This window comes from Pseudomonas atacamensis, assembly GCF_017167965.1.
Taxonomy (GTDB): domain Bacteria; phylum Pseudomonadota; class Gammaproteobacteria; order Pseudomonadales; family Pseudomonadaceae; genus Aquipseudomonas; species Aquipseudomonas atacamensis.
Genome location: NZ_CP070503.1, coordinates 3,187,388 through 3,206,800, shown reverse-complemented (window position 1 = coordinate 3,206,800; position 19,413 = coordinate 3,187,388). Strand labels below are relative to the sequence as shown.

Genomic DNA, 19,413 nt, shown 5'->3' with positions numbered 1-19,413 from the left:
GTGCTCCATTGCGAGGAAATGCAGCTCAGCGGGCGGTAAACACCAACATGAATTCTTGCGGCCAGCGCGGGTGCAGCAGGCTGTAGGCCAAGGCATAGGTCAGCGCGCCGATGGCAATATCGCCGGCCAGGTGCGCGTAGCCGGACAGGCCGGTTTGCCGCGACGCCCACATCACCACGACGACCATCAGCAACGAGGCGAACAGGCTGCGGTAACCGGACTGGATAAAGCTGCGCCAGTCATAACCGATGGCGGCGTGCAGGCCGCGTACCTGCAGCGGCGTGATCAGCAGCATGCGCAGCAGCAAAGCCAGCGCCGCCGCCATGCCGCCGTAGGTCGCCCCGAGCAGATAGACCAGCGCCAGCGCGAGCAGAGTGGTGGAAACTTCGGCCTTGAGCGTCAGGTGCGTGCGATTGACCGCCACCAGCGCAGTGGTTGCATACAGCGCCAGATTGCCCAGCGCTGCCGTGCAGGCGAGCACTTGCAGCAAGGGAATCGCATCGGCCCATTTCGCGCCGAAGATCAGCAGGATGATGTCTTCGGCGGTCAGGGCGATACCGAAGAACAGCGGTGTCAGTACGAAACCGCTGATCGCCGTGGAATCGCCTATCACGCCGATCAGGCGCGCCGGTTCGGCACTGCGCCGGGCGAACACCGGCAAGGCGTAGCTCATCAAGCCGTTGTAGATCGCCGAGCGCGGCAGGTCGATGATGCGCATGGCCAGGTTGAACATGCCCACCGCATGCGCCCCGGCAGTCAGGCCGAGAATCAGGTTGACGCCGCGTTGCAGGGTTTGCGAACTCATCACGTTGACACAGACCGGGAGACCGGCGCGCAGCACTTCGCCCAGCACCTGGCGATCAATCAGAAAAGCGATGCGCCGACGCTCGCTGCGCATCAGTACCAGTGTGGAAACGCCGTCCATGATCAGCGCCTGGGCAACCACCGCCCACGGGCCGAAACCCAGCATCGCCACGGCCACACCGCCAACCCCGCCCGCGACTTTACCGAGCAAGGTACGCGAGGCCAGCAACTTGAAATTGCCGCTGCGGCGCATTTGCGCCACATACACCCGCGCCATCAGGGTGAAAAGGATTTTCACCGAGGCCACGGCGGTCATCCAGCGCAGCGCGGTGGACGGCGTATACAGCACCACTGCCAGCGAAACCAACGCAATCGATAGCAGACTGACCAGCACGGCAAACCAGAACACGCTGCTGATGTGTTTGTCCTCGACACGTTGCAGGCGCACCAGCGGGTCTTCCAGAATCGACGAGAATAGAATGCCGACCACTTCGACCACGGCGATGATCAGCGTGCCGATGCCCAGCTCCGTCGGCGTCAGCAGATGCGCGTAGACGACAAAGGTAATCATCGACAGAAAGATCAGGCCGAACTTCTCGGTGAAAATCCATACGAGGGTCATCAGGCGACGGTTGGCCATGGCGCGATCCCTGGAATTCAGCGGCTGTTGCCCAGGCTTTTCAAGCAGGCGTAGAGGTAGCGCAGGGTCGGTTTGCCTTGGAAGAAAAACAGCGTCTGCCACGAATGCCCGAGCATCTGCCGGAACACCTCGATAACCCGTCGATGATCGCCGCGCCGGGAAAACGCATTGAGAAATTCTGCTTGATTGGCGAGGACGAAATAGATCCGTTGCTGTTTGTTCAGCCGCGTGCCGTAAAGCGCCAGGTACAGCTGGATGAAACGCAGCTTGTGCGGGTAATACTTGTGCGGTTGCGCGGTGATGTTGGCGGCGTTGACGGCGCGCCAGTGCAGGATCTGCGGCACGCTGTGGATCTCGCTGATTTCGGCGATGCGCGTCCACAACAGGCGATCCTCAGCAAAACGCAGGCTCTGATCGAAGCCGCCAATGGCGACGATGATCTCGCGCAGGGCGAGTACGCCGGAGGTGCCGTTGATGATGTTTTCGCGCATGAAATCGGCAAAGTGCTCGCCGTGTTTGCAGCGGTCCTCCAATTGGCGTTTGCCGTCGCTGAATTCACTCATCTGAAAGCAATCGATCAAGCCGACTTTGCGTCCCTGTCGGGTCAACTCCGCGTGCAGCGCCAGTTGTTTTTGCAGTTTCTCCGGATGCCAGCGGTCATCGGCATCGAGGAAGGCGATAAAGGTTTCTTCGGCGCTGAACACACCGCGATTGCGCGCACTGGCCGGGCCTTGGTTGGGCTGCTGCAACAGGACGATGGGCAAGGGCGCGGCGTAGTGCTTGACGATCTCTGGACCGGCATCACTGGAACCATCATCGACGACAATGACTTTGTCCGGCAGGCGGGTCTGTGCGCACACCGAGTCCAGTGTGCGTTGGATGCTGGCGGCGGCGTTGTACAGCGGAATCACCACGCACACGGTGACGGCGTAGGGATCATTCAGCATGGGCGTTGTTCCCGGAAAGTGCCGCGCATTGGCCGAGCATTCGCCGCTGGCAGCGGCTGCGGACGGGCGACGAGGTGGTGGCGGAAGGTCAGGCTGAGCACGCAGAAAATCAGGAACTCGCCCGAGCGGTAGTTGGGAATCACATAGGCGACGTAATTGGTAACGACGAACAGGCCGATGATCACCAGCGCACAGGCCTGATAGCGCGCGGACTGATCTGCGGTGATTGCGCGATAGCGCTTGCTCAGGGTCTGGGCAAACATCAGCAGCAGGGCGATCAACTGAATCAGGCCGCCATTGAGCAGGGTTTCGACGTAGCCGCTGTGCGCGTTGCCGATGTAGCCCCAGCGCGTAATGAACGCATCTGCATCGGCACTGGCCCAGAACGCGCCGAAACCGTAGCCCTTGAGAAATTGCGCATCGATCAGCGGTTGCAACAGTTCCCAGATCAGCGTGCGGTCGGTCAGCGACGGGTCACGGCCAACCAGTTCCAGCAGCATCGCGTAGTTGGCGTAGAGCACGCCACACAGAAGGAAGAACACCAGCGTCGCCGCCGTGAACGCCAACAGTGAGCGGTTGATGCGCAAGCGGATCAGGGTGATGAAGTAGGCGTAACTGGCGGTGCCGGCGACGATCAGCGCAATCGCCGTGGCCGACTGCGCCAGGCCAATGGCAATCAGCGCGAATAGGCCGTAGAGCATGGCCAGCGGGTTGCGCTGGCGGATCATCGGCAGCAGCAACAGGATCGCAATAGCGTTCAGGCGTGCACCGGCATTCTTTTCTGCGAACACCCCGCGAAACGCACCGTCACGGATGCCGCCGGAAATAAAGGCGATGTCCGGGCGAATCACGGCGAAGATCAAGCCGACCAACGCCGCCGCACCGATCACACAGCCGAACAGAAACGCAATGCGTTCCAGGCTGTAGCGCCAAGCGATAAAACCGGCAAAAAACACCACGCTGAGCAGCGCAACGAAACGCTTGAAGCTGAGCATCGGCTCGCTCGACCAACTGATCGACGCCGCCACGCAGCCGAGAAACAGCAGCAAGAACAGGTTTTGCCGGTAGAAACTCTTGCTGAGGAACACCTTGTGCCGGATGAAGAAAAACAGCGGCACCAGCAAGGTCAGCAAACCGCAGACCTGATTGGCCAGATTGCCTTCCAGATCCTGCTGGGCATCGTCCAGCGTGCTCACATTGCCCAGGCGCAGGAAGAAGCCGATCACTTGCGTATAGAACAGCACACCGAACAGGGTGAAGGCGTCGGCCAGCGTCGAATAACGCACTTGCAGGCGGTTCATCTCAGCGCCTCCCGAGTAACGCCTTGAGGTAGGTCTGCACCGCGCGAGCATTGACAAAGCGCGAGGCCGCCTCGATGCGGCGCTGGCGATGCGCGGCTCGCGGCGTGGCCATTTGCGCACTGATCGCGGCGGCGAGCGCGGCGGGGTCGTCGACCTCGACCAAGGGCGCGACCGCACCATCGGCGAGAATTTCCTGCGGGCCATACGGGCAGCGGGTCGCTACCACCGGCGTGCCGGTCGACAGGGCTTCGACCAGGGCGTTGGGGCTGCCTTCGAAACGTGACGACAAGACGAAGCAATCGGCCCGAGCGATTTCGGCGATGGGGTCACTGGCGTACCCCGGCAGATCACAACGCTCGGCGACGCCGAGCGCTGCCGCCTGGGCCAGCAGTTGGCCGCGCAAGGCGCCTTCGCCGAAGATGATCAGCCGCGCATCGCCTTGCGGCAGGCGGGCGAAGGCGTCGATCAAAGTGTCGAAGCCCTTTTGCTGCGCCAGGCGACCCACGGCGACGATCACCGGGGTGGTTTTGTCCTTCAGCCAGGGATGGCTGGGCGCGGCGGCGGGCTTGTCACGAAAATCGTTGTCGAGCACCGGGTTGTCAGCGGTGGTCACATCGCGCGGGCGGGCGATGGTGGTGTCGACCAGGTCTTCGGCGACGCCTTGCGACACGCAGATCACCGGGTTGGGAATCAGCCGGTACAGCCACGGCGCCAGCCAGTAGGCGAGCTTGACCGACAGGGCCGGGTTGACGTGCTTGTCCCGCGAAAAGGCATTGCGCTCGCTGACATGCAGCCGCGCCAGCGTCCCGGAAAGCGCGGCGGCGGCAATCGCCACGACGTTGACATGAGTGAGCACCGCCAGTTGCGCGTCGTAGCGGTTGCTGCGCAAAAAGCGCATCAGCGCGGGCACGGCGGCAGCGCTGCGCGGGCTGTCGAGCAACACTTGCCTGACCCGAGGATCGAGCGCCGGCTGATTGATGCCGGCACCGGTGAGCATCAGCAGCGTCACTTCATTGCCGGCCTCAACCAAGGCGCCGGCGAGGCGCACCATCATTTTCTCCGCGCCACCGGCGCCGAGGTCCTGGAGGATGATCAGCAGCTTTTTCATCGGTTCCACACCTGGTAATAGGCCTGGGCGGCGTACTGGCTGGTATAGGGCAGGATCGCTTCGCTGACTGAATGTCGGGCTGGAGCTGCCGCTTCGCGGTTGGCCAGACTGTCGAGCATTGCCTCGGTCAGGGCCGGCACATCATTGACACCGACCAAACGCCCGAGGCGACCGTCATCGAGCAACTCGCGCGGCCCGCTGCCACAATCGGTGGAGATCACCGGAGTACCCAGCGCCAGCGCCTCGACCAGCACCGTCGGCAAGCCTTCGTGCAAAGAGCTGAGCACCAACAGCTGCGCATGACGGATCAGCGGATAGGGATTGCGCAGATGCCCGGTGAAATGCACCAGACGTTCGATGCCCAGCCGTTGTGCCTGCGCTTCAAGCGCTGTGCGCAACGGGCCGTCGCCGGCAATCACCAGATACGGCAGCGGGCGTTGTTGCGCCGCCAGCGCGTAGGCGTCGAGCAGCAAATCGAAGCCCTTGGTGTGCACCAATCGGCCGATGCCCAGCCAGTAATGATGGGGCACACCACCGGGCAACGGCGCTTGTGCCGCACGCATCAGTTGTTCGCTGATCACTGCGTTCGGGCAATAACGAATGCGCGGTCGCCCCCACGGCATCAACCCGGCAAGCGACTGGCGCAGACCGTGGGACACCGCGACCACCTTGCCGCTGCCGCACAGGTACAGCGCGTACAACAGCCGCAGGCTGGCGCGCCCGGTGTTCTGCTCGGCACAATCCAGCGCGGCGTGGCGGGTGTAGATGACTTTGCAGGAAGTGCCCAGGGTGGCGAACCAGGTGCAGAGGTTGGCCTGTTCCTTGGCGCCAATCAGGTGCGTCACGCCTTCGCGGCGAATCAGCCGGCGCAGCAGTACGATCGATTTCAGCCAGCCAGCAAGGCCGCCGCCGCCACCGGCCATGCTCGGCGCGCCGTCGACGTTGGGCGAGTCGCCGTTCATGACGAAAAAACTCACCCGCCGACCGTCCGCCAGAAACTGCTCGGCGAGGCGTTGCTGCACGCACTCGACGCCGCCGCCAGTCTGGTAATCCTTGAGCGTGAACAGAATATGCATCGGCACAATCCTCATGGGGCAGTGACATTGATTGCCACTTGCTGGCGCAGAATCAGTTCGGTCAGGCGCAGGGCATTGCTCGGGTAGTCGAGCAGGTAACGCTTGATCGTGTGCGGTTCGCGGTACATGCGGTAGAAGGCGCGCAGGTGCAGGCGATTGATCGCATCGGGGTAGTAACGCTCGCTGGCATTGGCCTCCTGACGAATGAAACCGCCGCAGGTGAACGCCACGCCGCTGAAACCACCGCGCAGTGCTTCGAGGATAAAGCGCTCCTGCAGACCGGCGCCGAGGCCGACCAGCAGCAGATTGGTGCGCTGTCGGCGGATGTCAGCTTGAATTGCCGCACCTTGTTCGGCGTCGAAGTAACCGTTGCGCGCGCCGACCAGTTGCAGGCGCGGGTACTGCGTGCCGAGCTTGTCAACGAAACGATCAAGCTCCGCTTGCCGCGCGCCCACCACATAGACGCGTTTGCCGCGCTGCTCGGACTCGCGCAACACCGGGTCGGCAATCGAGGTGAAATCGAAACTGACCCGCTGCACCGCGCGCCCGGTGATGCGCGACATGAACCCGGACATCAGCATGCCGTCGCAGAAATACGCCAGCGACGGCGGCGGCTGGCGGATGAAACTGCCGATCGAGGCAAAGTTGAGAAAGGAGAACGCCCGGTTGGAGTCCAGCAGCGCCGGCGAATAACGGTCGAGCAATTCCAGGCGGATCATGACGCGAGATCCTGTGCTTCAGCGGCGCAGGTTGGCCGGCCGACGCTGATGTAGGTGAAGCCGCGTGCGCTGAGGCGTTGCGGATCGAACAGATTGCGGCCGTCGAAGATCAGCGGATTTTTCAACTGGCGGGCGAGCAGTTCGAAGTCCGGCGCGCGAAACGATTGCCATTCGGTGACGATCACCAGCGCGTCGGCATTTTTCAGCGCCGCCTCTTTGGTCCCGGCCAGCGTCAGGTCATCGCGCGGGCCGTAAAGCTGCTGGGCTTGTTCCATGGCTTTCGGGTCGAATGCCTGCACGCTGGCGCCGGCCCGCCACAACGCCTCCATCAACACGCGGCTGGGCGCTTCGCGCATGTCGTCGGTGTTGGGCTTGAAGCTCAGGCCCCACAACGCGAAGGTTTTGCCCTCCAGCGCGCCGTTGAAGTGCTCGGCGATCTTGTGGAACAACGTGCTTTTCTGCTCGTTGTTGCGTGATTCCACCGCGCGGAGCAGGCGCGCATCGATGTCGACGCCGTGGGCGGCGTGGATCAGCGCCCGCACATCCTTGGGGAAACAGGAGCCGCCATAACCGATGCCGGGGTAGATGAACTGATAGCCGATGCGTGGATCCGAGCCGATGCCGTGGCGAACCATTTCGATGTCGGCGCCAAGCTTTTCCGCGAGTCCGGCCATTTCGTTCATGAAACTGATCTTGGTCGCGAGCATGCAGTTGGCCGCGTACTTGGTCAGCTCGGCGCTGCGCACATCCATGACGATGATTTTTTCGCGGTTGCGATTGAACGGTTCGTACAGCTCGCGCATCAGCGCTTCGGCGCGCGGGCTGTCGGTGCCGATGATGATCCGATCGGGGCGCATGCAGTCGTCGACCGCGCAGCCTTCCTTGAGAAATTCCGGGTTGGAAACCACATCGAAGGTCAGTCCACCACGGCCGCTTTCGCCGAGGATGGCGCTGATGCATTCGCGCACCCGATCCGCCGTGCCCACCGGCACCGTGGATTTGTCGACGATGATCTGCTCGCCGCGCAGGTGCTCACCGATGGTGCGTGCGACGCTGAGCACATGTTTGAGATCCGCCGAGCCGTCCTCGTCCGGCGGCGTGCCGACGGCGATCAGCAACACGTCGCCGTGTATCACCGCAGCGGCCAGATCGCTGCCGAATTGCAGGCGACCGCTGTGATGATTGTCCCGCACCAGGCTTTTCAGACCCGGCTCGTAGATAGGCAGACTGCCGTCATTCAAGGCCTGCACCTTGGCCGCGTCAACATCCACACACAGCACGTTGTGGCCGACCTCGGCCAGCGCGGCGCCCTGGACCAGTCCGACATAACCGATACCGAATACACTCACATTCATGGGAAAACCTCATGCGTGGCGGGGTGGGCCAGAGCGCTGGCCGCTGTCAGTAGATGTTTTTCGAGAACAGGGTGAAGGGCGTCTTCAGCAGGATCTTGATGTCCAGCCACAGCGACCATTGATTGATGTAATTGAGGTCCTGGGCGACCCGGCGCTGCATCTTTTCCACGGTCTCGGTTTCGCCGCGATGCCCGGTGATCTGTGCCAGCCCGGTGATGCCAGGCTTGAGCCGATGCCGCGCCATGTAGGCGCGCACCTTGCCGGTGTAATAGATGTTGTGGGTGACCGCGTGGGGGCGCGGGCCGACCAGCGCCATGTGGCCGAACAGTACGTTGAACAGTTGCGGCAGCTCATCGATGGAGCTGCGCCGCAGAAAGCGTCCCAGCGGTGTGACGCGGTCGTCGTCGCGGGTGGCCTGACGCACTTGCTGATCGTCGTGCACGCGCATCGAGCGGAATTTCCACACGCGGATCACTTCGCCGTCGCAGCCATGGCGGTTCTGCTTGAACAGCACCGGTCCCGGCGAGGTCAGCTTGACCGCAATGGCCACGCCGAGCAGCAGCGGGCTGAGCAGAATCAGCGCCACCGCAGCGACGCTGCGTTCGAACAGGTCCTTGCAGAACAGGCTGCCGGGGTGCGAAGTGAGCAGGCTTTCGTTGAGATAGATCGCCGGCATCCGCTCGATCTCGGAGATCGAATGATTGAGCAGGACCATGCTGCCCAGATCCGGAATCCACACCACGTCGACGTTCATGTCGAGCAGGTTGATGTACAGCGCTTCGATGGTCGCTGCCTCGGCCATCGGCAGCACGATGTACACGCGCCGCGCCTGCAACCGCGTAATGATTTCGCGGATGTCCTCGACCTCACCGAGCAGCGGCAGAATGCTCGGCGCCGGGCCGCTGTTGGCTTTCGCCGCGACAAAACCGAGCAGCAGCGCACGATCCGGGTCGAGCAGTTTGCGCGCCAGTTCATGGGCGGTCGGGCAGGTGCCGATGATCACCGCGCGCCGCTCGTTGCAGATCATCTTGGTGTACATGCGCACGAACAGGTGCAGGGGCAGAAACGTCGCCGCCTGGGCGAGAAAACCCACCACGGCCCAGACAATCACCACCTGCCGCGAGAACAACGCGCTGGTCTGGGTGACAAAGGCGATGCTCATCAGCAGCCCGAGCAGAATCAGCCAGCCGGCGAGCAAACGTCCGAGCCCGACCAGCAGACCATGGCGCTTGTGGTAGACCTGCACCAGACCGTAGACCGGCATCGAGCCAAGCACCGTGAGGATGATCAGCAGCCGATATTCACTGGGCAACTCGCCGATGCGCCAGTGCACCAGCACGATCAGCAACAGGTTGACCAGGGTCATTGCGCACAGCCATTGCACCCAGAAGGTGAGGCCGCGACGGTGTGCCATTTGCGCGGAATATTGCGAGGTCATCGGCGCGATCTCCGATTCGTCGAACAGGGAAGGATTTGCTGTTGCCGGGCGGCACGGCCCGAAGGATCAGCGCGGGGCGAAGTCGTAGTCGTAGAAGGAGCGGGAATGGCCATGGCCGGACTTGCGCGCCTTGCGCAGATCGACCTGATTGAGCACCACGCCGAATACCGGCGCCTGGCTCTGCTGCAACACGGCGATGCTTTTGCGCACCTGGCCGACCGGCGTGCTCTGCGCCTTGACCACGTAGATCACCGCGTCGGAGTGCTGGGCCAGCAACAGCGCGTCACTGACAATTTCTGCCGGCGGTGAATCGATGATGATGTGCCGGTAGCGCGACTTGAGAATCTGCAACAGCCGACCGAGGCGCGGTGAACTGAGCAAGTCCTGCGCGGGGGCCACGGCATTGCTCGAACTGCTCGAGGCTTTCAAACGCGGTGCCTCGAACGGGTCCAGCGCCGATGGCGACAGGCAGCCGGCCGGGAGCATGTCGAGATTGCCGACGCTGCGGATGCAGTCTTCCAGCCGCGCGCTGCCGGCCATGAGGTTGGCGAGGCCGGGGCTCTGCGGCGGAAAATCGAAGTTCAGCGACAGCGTCGGCTGACGCATGTCGGCATCGATCAGCAGCACCCGTTCCAGCGGCGCCAGCGACGAGGCGAGATTGTTGGCGATGGTGCTCTTGCCTTCGCCGGACACCGAAGACGTGACCAGCACCACCTGCGCCGGGCGTTCGTTGTTTTGCAGCATCAGCCAGGTGCGCAGGTTACGGATGGTTTCGCAGAAACGCGGGTGGTCGTTGTCCTCGAACAGCCGCGCCAACTGCCGCCGGCTCTTCTTCATCACCAGCGGCACGACACTGAGCAACGGCACATTGAGCAGACTCTCGACGGTGTCGTCGGTCTTGAAGGTGTTGCTCAAGGTATCGAAGAGGAAGGCGAGGGCGACGCCGACGATCGCTGCAACCAGCGCGACAATCGCGAGAATCAGATTCTTGCGCGGTTTGCTCGCTTCCAGCGGTGCGATCGCCGGGTCGACGATGCGCGCCTTGGCCGAATCCATGTCCGAGGTGGCAGCGGTTTCCTTGAGGCGGGTGACGAAGGTTTCGTAGAGCGCTCGGGTGCTGTCGACTTCACGCTGGAATTCGCGCAGCTGGAATTCCTTGCGCGAAATGTCCTGAATCTGCGCCTTGTTGCTGTTGAAGGATTTGCGCAGGGCGTCTTCGCTGGCCACTGCCAGTTGATACTGGCGCTCGATACCGGCGACCACTTGCTGCACTTGCAGGCGCAGGCTGTTGGCCGCCGTACGTTGTTCGGATCGGGCGGAGATCAGCGCCGGGTGCTTCGGCCCGTAGCGGCCCGACAACTCTTCGACTTTGGCCTGAGCCTTGGCCAGATCAGCCTGGAACTGCTGAATCAGCGGGTTGCTCAGCACTGCCGGCACGCTGGACAAACGACTGATATCGCCGTTGCTCAAGGCTTGCGCCTGACGGAACTGGCTCTCCGCTTCGGCACGATCGCGGCGCGCATCGATCATGCGGTTGCCGGTCATCTGCAGCTCGTTGGCACTGATGGTGGCGACACCGTCGACATCGACCAGACCCTGTTCCTCGCGATAGGCCTGCAACTTGTTTTCGGCGACCCGCAGGTTGTCGCGCAACTCGACCAGGCGGGTGTTCATCCAGCTGGTGTTGTTTTGCGAAGACTTCAGGCTGGTGTCCTGCTGGCTGTCGATAAAGCCTTGGGCGAGGGCGTTGGCCACCGCCGCAGCGAGCGCGGGGTCAGGCAGTTCGACTTCGATTTCCAGCAACTGACTTTTGCCGACAAACTTGACGCTGGTATGCAGCATCAGGTTTTGCGTGACGTCGTTGAACACTTGTTCTTCGGTCGCTGGCGGCTTCGGCGGCGGCAGCAGATCCAGCCATGGCAGCCACTGGTCACGATTGAGGTCCGCCAGCCATTGGCGCGGGGTGAACCAACTCTGCGCCTGCTGGCGTGGATCGGTGATCGGGTTGGTAGTCAGGCCAAGTTTGCGCACGGCGCGCTCGGCCAGCTCCCGCGATTGCAGCAGGGCTTGCTGAGTCTGCAAGTAATCAGTGGTGGTGGCGCCGCCGGAGTCGGCGGCTTGCTGAAAACTCAACACCGGCGGCGTCTTGTCCTTGATCAGCAGTGTCGCACTGCCGACGTACTGCGGCGTGATGAACGACAGCGCCGCCACGGCCAGCGCGCAACTGAGCAGCACCAGCCAGGCGATGTTCCACTTCGCCGACCAGATCACCCGCCACAGGTGCAGCAGATCAAGGGTGTCCGACTCATCGGCGGCTTGCGTTGGCAAGTGGCCCTGAAGCGGACGTTCGAGGTAGGTGCTTGGGCTGTTGTCCATGATCAGAAAAAGCCTTGTGCAATGGAAATGGTGTCGCCGGGGGCGATGACGGTGGTGCGCGAGATGTTCTCGGTGACCGGCGGGCCGCCACTGCCGCGCAAAATCGTCACGCGTTTCATTGAGGCGCGCTCGGTCAGGCCGCCACCCAGGGCGATGGCTTTTTCCAGGGTCAGCCCGGGCTGGAAGGGATAACTGCCGGGCTTCTGCACCTCGCCGTTGATGTAGAACGGGCGGTATTCAATCTGGCTGAGGCTGACTTTCGGATCGACCAGATAGCCTTGCCTGAGGCCGTCGACGATTTTTTGTTCGACCTGATTGGGCGTCAGGCCCTTGGCGACGATTTCGCCGAGAAACGGGTAGGAGAAGGTCCCGGCATCGTTGAGGCGGATCTTCTTGAAGCTCAGTTCCGGCTCGCCGAACACGATGATGCGCAAGACATCGCCAGCGGCCAGGCGATAATTGGTGTCGGTGTCCGCCGCCTCGACCGTGGGCACTGTCCAGAGCAGCAACAACAATAAAATCAGGCGCGTATGCATGGCCCAACCCTCCTACAGACTGACGTCGAACGTGATCTGGAAAACATTGCGGGTGAAGCTTTCGTTGTCGGCATCGGAATCGTTATCGCGGTGGCGGTAGGCGACTTCGACGTCCAGCCAGCGGCGCATTGCGTAATTCACGCCGAGTTTGTAGTCCTGCAAATCGTCGCTACGGTCCTGGCCTTCGTAGACGTAATGGCCCATGCCGACTTCGGCAACGCTGGTGATGCGTTCGGTCCAGCCGTGACGCCAACCGATCTGGGTGAAGGTGGCTTTCACCGCGTCGGAGCCGTCGTCGCCTTCGGCCATGGCCTGGCGGGCGAGAAAGGTGAAGGTCGAGTAGGTGCGCGGTTTCCACGCCAGATCCACTTGCCAGGTCGGGTTGCTCAGATCGTCGGAACCGCTCTGGTCGAAGTTCTTGCGCTCGTAACCGACGCGCAATTTGCCGGTGGTTTTCGCCGTCATGTCCCACTCGGCACCGGCCAGCACTGCGTCGGAGCGACTGCTGCGCGGGCTGTTCGATTGCAGGTAGTCGAAGCGGGTGTGGTCGTATTCGAGCAAACCACGGGTTTTTCTGCCGAGGCGGTGATACCAGGTGCTGGTCAGGTTGCTGGTGTTGCGCTCCTTGTCATCGTTGATGCCGTCGGAGTTGTCGTAGCGCAGCTGTGCGTAGCTGGCGCCGAGGTCGATCTGGTTCAGCGCACTGCGCGCGCCAAAGGTGTAGACGCCGCCGACGCGCTGGCTCTCGATCTTGTCGTTGATGCCGTCGACGGCGGTCGAGGTGGTGCGCTCGTACTTGCGTGCCTCGGCTTCGAGTTTCAGACGATGCCGATCAGTGAACTCCATGATGCTGTCGGCGCGCAGGCGCTGGGCGGTGTTCGAAGCGTCCGAGGCGCTGTGATAGATGTAGCGGGTCGGTTCCCAGATCACCCGCGTGGCGCTGTTGCGGTCCTCGGCCTTGAGCTCGAAGGCCGGCGCCAGACGGGTGACCATGGTCGATTCGACATCGTGTTCGACTTCGCGAAAGTTGTCGTCGTAGCTTTCCGACAAGGCAAAGGTCGGGGTGAAATCGAAGCCGTAGACATTGATCGCTTGCGGCTCAACGCTCCAGGCAGCTTCGGGGGCACAGCAGGCGACGACTAAAACCAGGGAACAGCGAGGCTTCAGAGCCATGGATCACGCTCCTGATTAAGGGGGTCGGGGTCAGGGCGAAGCGGATCCGGACTATTGTCGCTGGCGTTCGAGGTAACTCAGCGGGACGCTGACGTGCTGTTGGCGGTTGAGAAAATTGAGCAGGATCATCACGCGCTCATCGCCGTGCATGGACAGGAACACGCCTTCGAGCGGGGACAGTGGGCCCTGGACGATTTGCAGAGGTTCGCCGGGCTTGAGTGTCGGTTCGGCAGGAAAACCGAGCGACTCCTGGCTGCGTTCGCGCAGTTGCGCAATCACGTCTTCGTCGACCCGGGCGGGCACATGGTTGAATTCGACGATGCGGCTGACACCGCGGGTCGAGCGAATCGGTGCCCAGTTATCGTCGCGGCTCAGTTCAATGAATACGTAGCCGGGGAACAGCGATTCCAGTGTTCGTTGGCGTTTGCCACGAATACTTCGCTCGCTCATCAGCTGCGGCCGAAAGGTCGAATAGTTCTGTTGCTGCAGATTGAGTTGTGCCCGTTCATCCTGGCGGGGCTTGCACTGCAATAAATACCAGTTAGAGCCGTTGCGGCAAACCGTTAGCATGCTGGAGTACTCCATACATAGCGATCGTGTAAGCAGGGCGGCCGATAACGTGGGACGAGCCGCCAAGCTTGCTAGTAGGTAGTAGGCTGATCAAGGCAAAGTGCCGAGCCAGATGCATCAATGTTTATTGGCAGAAGAAGTGTTTCAAAAATGAATCAGCTTGATTGGGTTGTTGTTATATCCATGGCCGTCTTGGCTATAACGAGTCCGCGCTTTTGTTTGAGCAAAGCTACCGCACGGTTCGCAGTTGCGACCTTCAGGATCCAATTACATAAATAGCCGGAGAGCAGAAAAGTGCGCGTCGGCGCGAGCTCATCGGGCAGTGATTAGTTATCGGCCAGTCTTTGCAAGCTGTCAATTGCTAACAGTCAAAAACATTACCTTTCATCCGCTGATGATGGCCATCTCACGTAGGTTATTGATTGGTAAAGGTGAAATTTATTCGTCGGGTTTTTTAAACTTTTCGAAGTTGTTGAAGTCGCGGAGGTTAGATGGTGCGCGTGATAGCAAATTAGTTTCAATCTTACATGTTTCGGTTCGTAAGAAGTTTTGATTTTAGATGCCTCGCGTCGGATGCTGCTGGCCCGAGTAACTAAGGTCGTCTATGAATAGTTACGGTCGTTCGCGGGTAAATGTTCGTGCTGCATATTTCTTGAAGTCAAACCGGTGAGCCGAGGCAATCATGAGTGTTCTGGTAACGGGTGCCGCAGGTTTTATCGGTTATCACACGGTCATGCGTTTATGTCGCGAAGGGCTAGAGGTTGTGGGTATCGACAATCTCAATCCTTATTACGACGTCAAACTCAAACAGGCGCGTTTGCAGAGATTGCAGACGCTGGTCAATTTTACGTTCCAGCGGCTGGACATTGTCGATCAGAGCGCTTTGACCGCGTTGTTCGAACACGGCCACTACAAACAGGTCATTCACCTCGCTGCGCAGGCCGGAGTGCGCTACTCGCTGGACAATCCTGATGCCTATGCGCAGTCGAATCTGGTCGGGTTTCTCAACGTTCTGGAAGCGTGCCGTCGTCACCCTCCAGAGCACTTGATCTATGCATCGAGCAGTTCGGTGTATGGCGCCAATACCAAGATGCCGTTTGCAGAAGACGATCCGGTCGATCAACCGGTTTCGTTGTACGCCGCGAGCAAACGCGCCAACGAACTGCTCGCCCACAGTTACTGCCATCTCTACGGCTTGCAGGCCACCGGCCTGCGCTTCTTTACCGTGTACGGCCCGTGGGGGCGACCGGACATGGCGCTGTTCAAATTCACCGAAGCGATGCTCAACGGGCGCGCCATCGACCTCTACAACCAAGGCGAAATGGCGCGGGACTTCACCTTTATCGACGACATCGTCGAAGCGATTTTCCGACTGCTCGACAAACCGCCCGCAATCAGCGCCGAGCGCGGCATCAACCGGTTATTCAATATTGGCCGGGGCAGTCCGGTAGCGCTATTGAGCTTCGTCGAATGTCTGGAGCAGGCACTGGGCATCAAAGCCCAGCGCCATTATCTGCCGATGCAGGAGGGCGACGTGCTGAAGACCTGGGCCGACGTATCGGCGCTGGCACGCTGCATCGACTTCAGCCCGCAGGTGCCGATCGAGCAGGGCGTGCAAGCGTTCGTGCAGTGGTATCGCGAGTTTTATCAGGTCTGATTCAGTGCAGGGTGACGGCCCTGCGACTTTCCCCGATGCGGATCCGGTCGAGGGCGCGGTTCAACGCATCCAGTGCATCGAGCAGCGCCTTGGCCTCGGATTCACGCCCATCGCCCCACAGGCGTTCGGCCATTTTGTTCAAGGCCAGAATGGCGCGTTCGATGTCGGCTGCGCTGGGGTTGCTGTCAGGGGGTGGTGGTTTTTTCGGCATTAAGGGTTCCTCGGCGGTCGGCAAACCACCATACCGCCAAGGCGCCGAGCTATACAGCCAGAAGTGTCGCCGATCAGCAGCGAATGCTGTCTGATCAGCAAGCCGCCCCAATCAACCCCGCCTCGATAAACCGCACCGAACTCTCCAGCGCCTGCTGCCCCTCGGCCAGCATGCCTGCGTAGAAATGCCAGGCGTGAAACATGCCGGGCCACACTTCGAGATTGACCCGGACGCGGTTGTCCGCCAGGTGATTGGCCAGACGCATGGCGTCACTGAGCATCAGTTCGTTTTCGCCGATCTGTACCAGAATCGGTGGCAGTCCGGTGACGTCGGCGAACACCGGCGACGCCAGCGGATGGTTGGCCAAGGTGTCGCCGAGAAAGGCTCGCGCGAGGATATCCAGCACGGCCTTGGAGTTTAGCGGGTCAAGGCCTTCACGATTGCTCATGGAGGCGCCGGTGTGTTCGAGGTTGGCCCATGGCGAGATGGACGAACCCACTGCGGGCAAGGGCAAGCCTTTGGATTTTGCCGCGACCATCACGCTGACCACCATCGCGCCACCCGCCGACTCGCCTGCGAAGGCAATCTTGCTGGCGGCGATGTTCTGCTCAAGCAACCACTCATAGGCGCGCAAAGTGTCATCGATGGGGGCGGGGAACTGATGCTCGGGTGCGAGGCGGTAATCCGGCATGTACACCCGCGCGCCAAGCATTTTTGCGTAGTTGCCGCCGATGCCGTGGTAGCCGTCAGGTCGACCGACGATGTAGGCGCCGCCGTGGATGTACATCAGCACCGCGTCGGTCTTGAGTTCATCCGGAGTCACCAGCGTAGCGGGCACGCCGCCCATGTCGACTGCTTCAAATCTCACGCCAGCCGGTGGTTGATTCTGCCCGAGCATTTTTGCGTAGGCATCGCGGATGTCGCTCATCTTAGTGGTGGTATCGATACCCTTCAGCACGGGCACCAGATCGCTGAGGCTGTTGGCCCAGGTTTGCACGGCTGCTTTTACTTCAGTGTTCATATGACCTCGTTAGTGATGGCTTAACTAATCGAGATGTTATGCTCATGATTGGGGAATAGGGTTCCCCATAACCGGTGCCCACCCGCCTGAATGCCAAACCCGGAGGCCTCATGGAACTGCATAACCTGAACGACATCGCCGCCTTCGTCGCCTCGGTGGATACTGGAAGTTTTACGGCGGCGGCCAGGCAACTCGGGCTGACCCGCTCGGCCGTCGGTAAATCGATCGTGCGGCTCGAATCGCGTCTGCAGGTCCGTCTGCTCAACCGCACCACCCGCAGCCTGAGCCTGACCGACGATGGTCGGGTGCTGTATGAGCGATGTGTGGGCATCTTGCAGGATCTGAACGAGGTCGAAGAGGCTTTGGCGTTCCGCCGTTCGACGCCCAGCGGCCGCTTGCGCATGAGCCTGCCGGTAGCACTGGGCCGGCTGCACGTTGTGCAGCACATCGAGCGCTGTCTGAGAGACTGGCCGTCGCTCGCCATCGACGCGACGTTTTCCGATCGGCTGGTCGACCTGATCGACGAGGGTTTCGATCTGGCGATTCGCATCGGTCCGCCCAAGGAAGACTCCGGGCTACTCACGCGCACGGTGGCTTACCAGCAAATGATCACCTGTGCCTCGCCCGATTATCTGAAAGAACATCCGGCACCGCAGACACCCGAAGATCTGGCCGGGCATGCGTGCCTGCACTTCGTCAGCGGCGGCCGATTGCTGGCGTGGAATTTTCGCGTCAATGGTCAGCCTGTGCCGGTCATTCATGCCGGACGGCTGCAAATGGACAGCGCCGAAGCCTTGCATCAGGCGACTGCGGCCGGCCTCGGTATCGCGACATTGCCATCCTATGTGGTCAACGATGACTTGCGCAGTGGCAAGCTCGTGCAGTTGCTCGCAGAGCACGCCGAGGCTGCCGAGCCGATCCGGGTGATTTACCCGAGCAAGCGACACCTGTCGCCGAAGATTCGCCTGTTCATCGACAGGCTGGTGGAAGCGTGGTCACCGGCGCCTTGGGACTGATCAGCCCCCATAGGAGCTGTGCCGCAAATTCACAGCAGGTGTGCTTTTTCAGCTATATCCAGCCAATCTTGGCGAGCCGTACTCTTGCAAACAGTGGCGCAGAAACTTGCGTGTCATCGCCACTGTAATCCGACGATGTCTGTGCTCGGCACGGATCATTTGAAGGAACAATAAAAACAATATCTGCGGGAGATGAATCCAATGAGACTCGCTCAAGAGGAAGCCGTGGCCGTGGCGGCTACCGCGAAAAGCTGGCTGAAAGCTGCCGGCATCCTGCTTTGCCTGTCCACCCCGGTCGCCGCGCTCGCGGACATCAGGATCGGCGCGCTTTATCCCCTGAGTGGATCCCTGGCGTTACTGGGCGACGAGAGCTTCCGTGGCCTCGAACTGGCCGTCGCCGAACGAAATGCCTCGGGCGGTTTGAAGGGCGAGCCGATCAAGTTGCTCAAGGCCGACGCAGTCGATGCGGGACAAGCGGTCGGTGCCGCGCGCCGGCTCACCTCTGTTGAGAACGTCACTGCTGTATTTGGCAGCTATTCCTCGGCGCTGTCATTTGCGGCCACGCAGGTGACGGAGATGGCGGGGGTGCCGTTTTTCGAATTGGGTGCGGTGTCCGACCACATCACTGAGCGTGATCTGAGCTACGTGATGCGCAGCAACCCGACCGCCAGGAATTTCGCCGAAGGCACCATCACCGCCATCACGGACATTGTCAGCCCGTCGCTCAAGGTCGATCCGAAACAATTGAAGGTCGCGATCATCCACGAGGATGCGCTGTACGGTACAACCATCGCCGGGTTTCAGAAAAAAATCGCTCAGGAGCAAGGTCTGAATGTGGTCGAGGTACTACCGTATTCGGCCAAAGCGGTCGATCTCTCATCGCTGATCCTGCGTTTGAAAGGCGCCCAGGCGGATGTGGTATTGCAGACCAGTTATCAGAACGACACGACGCTGTTTTTCCGCCAGATCCGCGAAGCCGGTTTCAGGCCCAAAGCCGTTATCGGCGCCGGCGGCGGCTATTCCATGCAGGACACGGTCAAGGTCGTCGGCGCAGCCAATATGGAAGGCGTGCTCGATGTCGATTTCCCACAGTTCCAGACCAATGAAAACGGCGCTCCCGGTATCGGTGCGTTCGCCAAGGCATACAAGGATCGCTACGGCAGCGAACCGCGCTCGGGCCACAGCCTGATCAACTATGTCGGGGCGAAGATATTCCTCGATGCCATGGAAAACAGTACTTCGCTGGACGCCGATGCGATCCGTGCCTCGGTGGCAACCATCGATATTCCTCTCGGCGGTACGGCTGCCGGCATCGGTGCCAGGTTTGGCAAGAACGGCCAGAACCAGCGCGCCAATACGGCAATCATGCAGTGGCAGAACGGACTGCTGAAAACCGTTTACCCCCAGGCAGCCGCCGTTGCCCAAGCGCGTTTTTCCGACCAACCCTGATACCTGAACTCCGCAA

17 protein-coding genes are annotated in these 19,413 nt (G+C 61.1%); 3 read left to right on the top strand and 14 right to left on the bottom strand.

Annotated features, from left to right (window positions below; all coding sequences use genetic code 11):
- Window positions 1-25: 25 nt before the first annotated feature.
- The 12 genes from JWU58_RS14525 to rfaH form a co-directional block, all read right to left on the bottom strand.
- The gene (locus tag JWU58_RS14525) at window positions 26-1,444 is read right to left on the bottom strand and encodes an oligosaccharide flippase family protein (RefSeq protein ID WP_206420362.1); all 1,419 of its coding nucleotides are present in this window, start codon (window positions 1,442-1,444) and stop codon (window positions 26-28) included.
- A gap of 17 nt (window positions 1,445-1,461) precedes the next feature.
- The gene (locus tag JWU58_RS14520; RefSeq protein ID WP_206420361.1) at window positions 1,462-2,391 is read right to left on the bottom strand and encodes a glycosyltransferase family 2 protein; all 930 of its coding nucleotides are present in this window, start codon (window positions 2,389-2,391) and stop codon (window positions 1,462-1,464) included.
- Entirely contained in the window at window positions 2,385-3,692 is a 1,308-nt protein-coding gene (locus JWU58_RS14515; RefSeq protein ID WP_016774559.1) for an O-antigen ligase family protein, read from the bottom strand. Before JWU58_RS14515 ends, JWU58_RS14520 begins: the two co-directional genes overlap by 7 nt.
- Window position 3,693: 1 nt before the next feature.
- Window positions 3,694-4,800, bottom strand: a complete 1,107-nt coding sequence (locus tag JWU58_RS14510; RefSeq protein WP_206420360.1) for a glycosyltransferase — start codon at window positions 4,798-4,800, stop codon at window positions 3,694-3,696.
- Window positions 4,797-5,876, bottom strand: a complete 1,080-nt coding sequence (locus JWU58_RS14505; RefSeq protein WP_206420359.1) for a glycosyltransferase — start codon at window positions 5,874-5,876, stop codon at window positions 4,797-4,799. The genes JWU58_RS14510 and JWU58_RS14505 overlap by 4 nt, the downstream gene beginning before the upstream one ends.
- Before the next feature lie 11 nt (window positions 5,877-5,887).
- Entirely contained in the window at window positions 5,888-6,595 is a 708-nt protein-coding gene (locus JWU58_RS14500; protein WP_123442590.1) for a WecB/TagA/CpsF family glycosyltransferase, read from the bottom strand.
- Complete coding sequence (locus JWU58_RS14495) at window positions 6,592-7,950, bottom strand: UDP-glucose dehydrogenase family protein (protein WP_123442589.1); 1,359 nt, start codon at window positions 7,948-7,950, stop codon at window positions 6,592-6,594. The genes JWU58_RS14500 and JWU58_RS14495 overlap by 4 nt, the downstream gene beginning before the upstream one ends.
- Before the next feature lie 46 nt (window positions 7,951-7,996).
- Complete coding sequence (locus tag JWU58_RS14490; protein ID WP_123442588.1) at window positions 7,997-9,388, bottom strand: undecaprenyl-phosphate glucose phosphotransferase; 1,392 nt, start codon at window positions 9,386-9,388, stop codon at window positions 7,997-7,999.
- A gap of 66 nt (window positions 9,389-9,454) precedes the next feature.
- On the bottom strand, window positions 9,455-11,764 hold the full coding sequence (locus JWU58_RS14485) for a GumC family protein (RefSeq protein WP_206420358.1): 2,310 nt from the start codon (window positions 11,762-11,764) through the stop codon (window positions 9,455-9,457).
- A 2-nt stretch (window positions 11,765-11,766) separates the two neighbouring features.
- A complete protein-coding gene (locus tag JWU58_RS14480) occupies window positions 11,767-12,300 on the bottom strand; it encodes a polysaccharide biosynthesis/export family protein (protein WP_071172312.1) in 534 nt (177 codons plus the stop codon).
- 12 nt (window positions 12,301-12,312) lie between these two features.
- A complete protein-coding gene (locus JWU58_RS14475) occupies window positions 12,313-13,473 on the bottom strand; it encodes an outer membrane beta-barrel protein (protein ID WP_110599472.1) in 1,161 nt (386 codons plus the stop codon).
- Window positions 13,474-13,524: 51 nt separating this feature from the next.
- A complete protein-coding gene (rfaH, locus tag JWU58_RS14470) occupies window positions 13,525-14,043 on the bottom strand; it encodes a transcription/translation regulatory transformer protein RfaH (protein WP_071172314.1) in 519 nt (172 codons plus the stop codon).
- A 682-nt stretch (window positions 14,044-14,725) separates the two neighbouring features.
- On the opposite strand from rfaH, the gene JWU58_RS14465 reads away from it, so the two are divergent.
- Window positions 14,726-15,700, top strand: coding sequence for an NAD-dependent epimerase (locus tag JWU58_RS14465; protein WP_206420357.1), 975 nt, complete (start codon window positions 14,726-14,728; stop codon window positions 15,698-15,700).
- Between the two features lies 1 nt (window position 15,701).
- Here JWU58_RS14465 and JWU58_RS14460 read toward each other — a convergent pair whose 3' ends face one another.
- Both JWU58_RS14460 and JWU58_RS14455 read right to left on the bottom strand, forming a co-directional pair.
- Window positions 15,702-15,911 carry a hypothetical protein gene (locus JWU58_RS14460; RefSeq protein ID WP_206420356.1) on the bottom strand — a complete coding sequence of 70 codons (210 nt, stop codon included), beginning with the start codon at window positions 15,909-15,911 and terminating at the stop codon, window positions 15,702-15,704.
- 94 nt (window positions 15,912-16,005) lie between these two features.
- Window positions 16,006-16,932, bottom strand: a complete 927-nt coding sequence (locus tag JWU58_RS14455) for an alpha/beta hydrolase (RefSeq protein ID WP_206420355.1) — start codon at window positions 16,930-16,932, stop codon at window positions 16,006-16,008.
- A gap of 110 nt (window positions 16,933-17,042) precedes the next feature.
- Here JWU58_RS14455 and JWU58_RS14450 point away from each other — a divergent pair, with 110 nt between their 5' ends.
- Together JWU58_RS14450 and JWU58_RS14445 are read left to right on the top strand one after the other, a co-directional pair.
- A complete protein-coding gene (locus tag JWU58_RS14450) occupies window positions 17,043-17,948 on the top strand; it encodes a LysR family transcriptional regulator (RefSeq protein ID WP_206420354.1) in 906 nt (301 codons plus the stop codon).
- Between the two features lie 201 nt (window positions 17,949-18,149).
- Window positions 18,150-19,397: an ABC transporter substrate-binding protein gene (locus JWU58_RS14445; RefSeq protein ID WP_016774568.1), complete on the top strand. Its 1,248-nt coding sequence runs from the start codon at window positions 18,150-18,152 to the stop codon at window positions 19,395-19,397.
- Window positions 19,398-19,413: the final 16 nt, after the last annotated feature.

Excerpts from the sequence above, each read along its gene's own strand:
- JWU58_RS14525 (WP_206420362.1), bottom strand. The coding sequence starts at position 1,444 with ATGGCCAACCGTCGCCTGATGACCCTCGTATGGATTTTCACCGAGAAG.
- JWU58_RS14520 (WP_206420361.1), bottom strand. The coding sequence starts at position 2,391 with ATGCTGAATGATCCCTACGCCGTCACCGTGTGCGTGGTGATTCCGCTG.
- JWU58_RS14515 (WP_016774559.1), bottom strand. The coding sequence starts at position 3,692 with ATGAACCGCCTGCAAGTGCGTTATTCGACGCTGGCCGACGCCTTCACC.
- JWU58_RS14510 (WP_206420360.1), bottom strand. The coding sequence starts at position 4,800 with ATGAAAAAGCTGCTGATCATCCTCCAGGACCTCGGCGCCGGTGGCGCG.
- JWU58_RS14505 (WP_206420359.1), bottom strand. The coding sequence starts at position 5,876 with ATGCATATTCTGTTCACGCTCAAGGATTACCAGACTGGCGGCGGCGTC.
- JWU58_RS14500 (WP_123442590.1), bottom strand. The coding sequence starts at position 6,595 with ATGATCCGCCTGGAATTGCTCGACCGTTATTCGCCGGCGCTGCTGGAC.
- JWU58_RS14495 (WP_123442589.1), bottom strand. The coding sequence starts at position 7,950 with ATGAATGTGAGTGTATTCGGTATCGGTTATGTCGGACTGGTCCAGGGC.
- JWU58_RS14490 (WP_123442588.1), bottom strand. The coding sequence starts at position 9,388 with ATGACCTCGCAATATTCCGCGCAAATGGCACACCGTCGCGGCCTCACC.
- JWU58_RS14485 (WP_206420358.1), bottom strand. The coding sequence starts at position 11,764 with ATGGACAACAGCCCAAGCACCTACCTCGAACGTCCGCTTCAGGGCCAC.
- JWU58_RS14480 (WP_071172312.1), bottom strand. The coding sequence starts at position 12,300 with ATGCATACGCGCCTGATTTTATTGTTGTTGCTGCTCTGGACAGTGCCC.
- JWU58_RS14475 (WP_110599472.1), bottom strand. The coding sequence starts at position 13,473 with ATGGCTCTGAAGCCTCGCTGTTCCCTGGTTTTAGTCGTCGCCTGCTGT.
- rfaH (WP_071172314.1), bottom strand. The coding sequence starts at position 14,043 with ATGCTAACGGTTTGCCGCAACGGCTCTAACTGGTATTTATTGCAGTGC.
- JWU58_RS14465 (WP_206420357.1), top strand. The coding sequence starts at position 14,726 with ATGAGTGTTCTGGTAACGGGTGCCGCAGGTTTTATCGGTTATCACACG.
- JWU58_RS14460 (WP_206420356.1), bottom strand. The coding sequence starts at position 15,911 with ATGCCGAAAAAACCACCACCCCCTGACAGCAACCCCAGCGCAGCCGAC.
- JWU58_RS14455 (WP_206420355.1), bottom strand. The coding sequence starts at position 16,932 with ATGAACACTGAAGTAAAAGCAGCCGTGCAAACCTGGGCCAACAGCCTC.
- JWU58_RS14450 (WP_206420354.1), top strand. The coding sequence starts at position 17,043 with ATGGAACTGCATAACCTGAACGACATCGCCGCCTTCGTCGCCTCGGTG.
- JWU58_RS14445 (WP_016774568.1), top strand. The coding sequence starts at position 18,150 with ATGAGACTCGCTCAAGAGGAAGCCGTGGCCGTGGCGGCTACCGCGAAA.